1 protein-coding gene is annotated in these 2,311 nt (G+C 72.1%); it reads right to left on the bottom strand.

Annotated elements, in window-relative coordinates:
- Window positions 1-79: 79 nt before the first annotated feature.
- On the bottom strand, window positions 80-2,029 hold the full coding sequence (locus ACWGL3_RS32025; RefSeq protein ID WP_267946317.1) for a glycosyl hydrolase family 18 protein: 1,950 nt from the start codon (window positions 2,027-2,029) through the stop codon (window positions 80-82).
- Window positions 2,030-2,311 lie beyond the last annotated feature (282 nt).

The following is a 2,311-nucleotide window of genomic DNA, read 5'->3' on the forward strand; positions in this document are numbered from 1 at the left end:
GCCGCGGACGGCTGTCCGCGGCGGCCCCGCCCGGCCCCGGCCGGGGGGCGGGCCCTGTCGGGTCCGGTGTCGGCCGGGGTCAGTCGGCCAGCGCCGTGTCGATGGCGTTCATGAGGCTGCCGTTCGCGTCGTCGCCGTCGACGGACCAGATCATCACTCCGCCGAGGCCGTTGGCCTGGGCCCAGTCGGTCTTCTGGGCCATGGAGATCTCGTCGTCGTAGTTCCAGAAGGTGGAGCCGTTGTAGAGCCAGGCCGTCCCGGACGCGTCGTCACGGTGCAGCTGGTAGCCGGTCAGGTCCTTGAGCAGCTTCCAGTCCTGGATCCCCGCCTCGTAGCGGCCGGGGGCTGCTCCGGTGGCGGGCTGGAAGAGCCCGTCGCCGTTCGGCCCGGGGGAGACCCCGGTCCATCCGCGGCCGTAGAAGGGGACGCCGAGGACCATGTCGGCCGGGTCGACGCCGCGGTCGAGGTACGCCTGGACCGTGGTCTGCGTGGAGTAGACGTCGGGGCCGGGGTCGGCGGCGTCGGTCACGAGGTTCGACTGGTGGTTGGCGGTGTTCTCCCAGGCGCCGTGGTAGTCGTACCCCTGGACGGTGATGAAGTCGAAATCGGCCATGAGCGGCTGCATCTCGAAGCCGAGGTCGATCTTCCTGGGGTCGGCCGGCATGAAGGAGGTCAGCTCGTAGGGACGGCCGGTCTCGGCGGTGAGGGCGTCCAGCTGGGTGCGGAACTCCGAGACGAGGGCGGTGAAGTTCTCCTTGTCCTCAGGGCGGATGGTGTTGTGCTCGTGCCCGGCCGAGCCGGGCCACTCCCAGTCGAGGTCGATGCCGTCGAAGACGCCCTCGGCGGAGCCGGGGCCGCCCGCGCCGTCGAAGAGCGGCAGGTTGCCGCGCAGGAACTGGTCGATGCAGGACGAGACCATGCGCTCCCGGGACGCGGGGGTCAGGGCGGCGTCGGAGAAGTGCTCGGACCAGGTCCAGCCGCCGAGGGAGATGTTGACCTTCAGGTCGGGGTACATCTCCTTGAGCTTGAGGATCTGGTTGAAGTTGCCGCGCAGGGACTGGTTCCAGGTGTCGGCCACGCCGTCGACGCTCTGGTCGGCGGTGAAGGAGCGCCCGTAGTCGGCCCAGGCGTCGCCCTGGCCCAGCTGGTTGGCCATGAAGCACTCGCCGTTGGCGTTGATGTTGCCGAACGCGTAGTTGATGTGGGTCAGCTTCTCGGCGGTGCCGGAGGTCTCCAGGTTCCGGACGAGGTAGCCCCGGTCGTAGATCCCCCACTGGGTGAAGTAGGCGACGCGGCGCTCCTGGGGAGGATCGGTGGGACCGCCCCCGGCGTCGGTGGTGGCCGTCACGGCCGCGGTCTCCGGCCCCCGGTTGTTGGAGCTGTCGTAGGCGCGCACCGTGAACGAGTGCTGTGTCGCGGGCGCCAGCCCGGTGACGGTCGCGGATTCGGTCGTGACGGCGCGGACGACCTGTCCGCCGGAGAGGACCTCGTAGCCCGTGACGGCGACGTCGTCCGTCGCCGCCTGCCATCCCAGGGTCACGGTGGTGGAGGTGGTGCCGGTGACGGTCAGCCCCGCCGGGGCGGTGGGCGGCTCGGTGTCGGGCGCGCCGGGCTCGCCGGAGCAGCTGTTGCCGTTGATCAGGCAGTTCACGGGGGCGGTGTCGCCGCCGCTGTGGGTGCCGTTGAACCCGATGGAGTAGCTGCCGCCGGCCGGGACGTCGGCGCCCCAGGAGGGCGGGGTGAGGGTGTGGGTCCCGCCGGACCGGGCCAGGGTGGCGTTCCACAGGGACGTGATGGCGGTGCCGGAGGGGAGCCCGAACTCGACGGACCAGTCGGTCAGGCGGGTGTCGGACGTGTTGGAGATGGTGATCTGTCCGCCGTAGCCGGTCTCCCAGCGGCTGGTCTCCACGTAGGTGACCGTGACGCCGGCGGTGTTCGCGGCGGCGGGGGTGGCGGACAGGGCGAGGGGGACGGCGATGACGGCGGCCACGAGTGCCGCGAGGCGGTTCCTGAGTCGTCGTGCTCTCACTGGTTGCTCCTGGAGCGTGAGCGGTGTGGGGGGTGCCGTTCGCCGTGGGAGTGTCTCGGGCGGCGCTCGGCCGGGGGTGTGCGCCCAGGGAGTGCGGTGATCGGAGCTGACAGGGACCGGGGCGGGGGTGCGCGTGAGCGGTGGCGTGTGCGTGGCAGGGGCATGGCGGGTCCTCCCGTGGGGTGGAGGAGGGGTGGGGGAGGGGCCGGGGCGGGCCGGCGCGCCAAGGTGCGCGCCGGGCGTGGGGGGGGGGCTGCCCCGCTGAGAGGCCCCCGCCCGCCC

The sequence above is a fragment of the Nocardiopsis sp. NPDC055824 genome, assembly GCF_053616335.1.